Annotated in this window: 2 protein-coding genes; both read right to left on the reverse strand. The window is 69.5% G+C overall.

Annotated features, from left to right (window positions below; translation table 11 throughout):
• The coding region (locus tag D7231_RS34435) for a GMC family oxidoreductase N-terminal domain-containing protein (protein ID WP_199739524.1) at nucleotides 1–1405 on the reverse strand (1405 nt) is incomplete at its 3' end.
• A gap of 296 nt (nucleotides 1406–1701) precedes the next feature.
• The coding region (locus D7231_RS34440) for an NAD(P)/FAD-dependent oxidoreductase (protein ID WP_120760269.1) at nucleotides 1702–2555 on the reverse strand (854 nt) is incomplete at its 5' end.

A 2555-nucleotide genomic window follows, 5' to 3' on the forward strand; every position in this document is an offset into this window, starting at 1 on the left:
CGGCGCCTTCTGGGATATGGACCGGGTTGGGGGTGCCATGGCCCTGCGCGGCGGTGAGCAAGCCTTTCCCGGGTCCGGTCGGCCTGCGGTAGGTGGTCAGGGAGTTGTCGAGGGTCTGCATGACCAGGCCGATGATGGTGCGCTCGGACCACTTGCGGGTGGACAGGGAGCGCAGCAGGCGTATGGGGTGTCGGGCGCTGGTGACGGCGAAAGCCAGTGCGCGCGGCCAGCGGGGGCGGGGGCGCACTTGAAGGGTGGTCAGCAGGCCCATGGCGTTGGAGCCCTTGCCGTAGCGGACCGGTTCGATGTGGGTGTTGCTGTTGGGGTGGATGGATGAGGTGATCGCCACGCCCTTGGTGAAGTCGAGCCTGGCGTGCCGTCCGTGTGTGCTGCGGTAGCGCCGCGGCAGAGTGTGGGCTCCTACCAGGGCCTCGGAGTTGGTGCGGGTCAGGGCGCCGAGGCGGGGCGAGATGCGTGGCAGTCGGCCCTCATCGCGCATCCGGTGCAGCAGGCTCTGGGTGCCGTAGGTGCCTGCGGCGATGACCACCTTGGCGGCGCGGAGGGTGCGGGGTGTGGCTGTGCGGCGCTTGGTGGTGGGTACGGTGGTGACTGTGTAGCCGCCGGCGGCTGCTTCGCTCACCGCGGTGACGGTGGTCATGGCATGGACGGTCGCGCCCTGCTTCTCGGCGAGGTAGAGGTAGTTCTCGGTGAGGGTGTTCTTGGCGCCGTGCCGGCACCCGGTCATGCATTCGCCGCATTCCGTGCAGGCCCGGCGGGCCGGGCCTGCACCGCCGAAGTAGGGGTCGGCGACCTCCTGCCCGGGCTTCGCCTGGGTGGTGCCGTCAGCGTCCTTGCCGTCACCGAAGAAGACCCCGACCGGGGCCGGGTGAAAGGTGTCACCCACGCCCATCCTCGTGGCGGCAGCCTTGAGATGAACGTCGGCAGGTGTCATCGTCGGGTTCAACCGCACCCCCAGCATGCGCTTGGCCTGCTCGTAGTACGGTGCCAACTCCTGCTGCCAGTCGGTGATGTGACCCCACTGGCGGTCCTGGAAGAAGGCAGGCGGCGGCACATACAGGGTGTTGGCGTAGTTCAGTGAGCCCCCGCCGACCCCGGCACCCGCCAGGATCATCACCCTGCCGAGCAGGTGGATGCGCTGAAGGCCGTACAGGCCGAGTGCAGGCGCCCACAGGTAGTTGCGCAGGTCCCACGAGTTCCTGGGCAGCGTCTTGCCGGTGAAGCGGCGTCCGGCTTCCAGGACTCCGACCCGGTAGCCTTTCTCGGTCAGCCGCAGCGCAGCAACGGACCCGCCGAAACCGGACCCGATGACGATCACGTCGTAGTCATACCGGTCGGGAGTGACGGGGCGGCCAGTGGGCCGACTGCGGGCGGATGCGTCTGGCACGCTAACCTCCAGGTCGGAGTAGCTCTGGTGTAGTGGATCGTTTTCGGTCGTGCGGCCTTCGCGGGCGTGGAGCTGGGAGTCCGCTCGTCCAGTGGAAGACCGGGGCGGGTGCGCCGCCGGGCACGCCAGTTGAGCGGTCACGGGCTGACCGTCAGCGCTCCCGGCAGCGCGCGGGCCGGTCTGGGTGGCGGAGCGGCTCTGTGCCTCGGGCACGTACACGGCAGCACAGCCTGGTTGATCTTGATTGTGCCGATGCGCGGCCGTATGGGCCGGGGCGCACCTGGGCGGACCCGGTATCAGCCGACAGGGATCGGTTCGCCGTCGAAGTCGCGCAGTGGCTCGGACACGGGGAGCGCTGGTGTCGTCACGAGCTGCCGGAGTCTGCGGAAATCGCCCGGCCGGTTGGCGCAGACGACGCCGATGAGCTTGCCCTGGCGGTGCAGGAGCGCGGAGAAGTCGAGCGCGGCCAGGTTTCCGTTGAGGGTGATGCTGTCCGCTTCCTGAGGGAATCCGCAGATCTGCAGGTTGGTGTTGTACTGGTGGGTCCAGTACCAGGGCACCGGGGCGAAGCGGGTGGTGATTCCCAGCATGTTGCGGGCGGCGGCGGCACCGTGCTCCTGGGCGTGTGTCCAGTGCTCGATCCGGCATGACCCGCCCAGGAGGGGATCGGGTCGGCGGGCGACATCTCCGGCGGCGAAGATTCCGGGAGCCGAGGTGGCGCAGTACTCATCCACGATGATGCCGTCGTCGACGGCGAGGCCGGCCTGTTCGGCCAGGGTGGTCTCGGGGCGCATGCCGACCGCCACGACGACTGTCTGAGCGGTCACCCGAGTGGTGCTGCGGCCGGTGGCGAGCACGGAATCGCCGTCGTGTTGGAAGCGGTCGAGCTGGACACCGGTGCGGATGTCCACGCCATAACCGCGGTGGTGGTCGGCGACTGCGCGCGCGATGGTCGGCGGCAGTGCTTGCCCGAGAGGCTCCGGTCCTCTCTCCACCACGGTGACGCCGCAGTCCAGCAGGCGGGCAGCGGCGGCCACTTCCAGCCCGATCAGGCCGGCGCCGACCACGAGGACATGTCCGCCGCGGAGGAGGGCACCGCGCAGTGCCTGGGCGTCTGCGAGGGTGCGCAGGTGATGGACGGCGCGCAGCC

The sequence above is a fragment of the Streptomyces klenkii genome (assembly GCF_003626645.1).
GTDB classification, from domain to species: domain Bacteria; phylum Actinomycetota; class Actinomycetes; order Streptomycetales; family Streptomycetaceae; genus Streptomyces; species Streptomyces klenkii.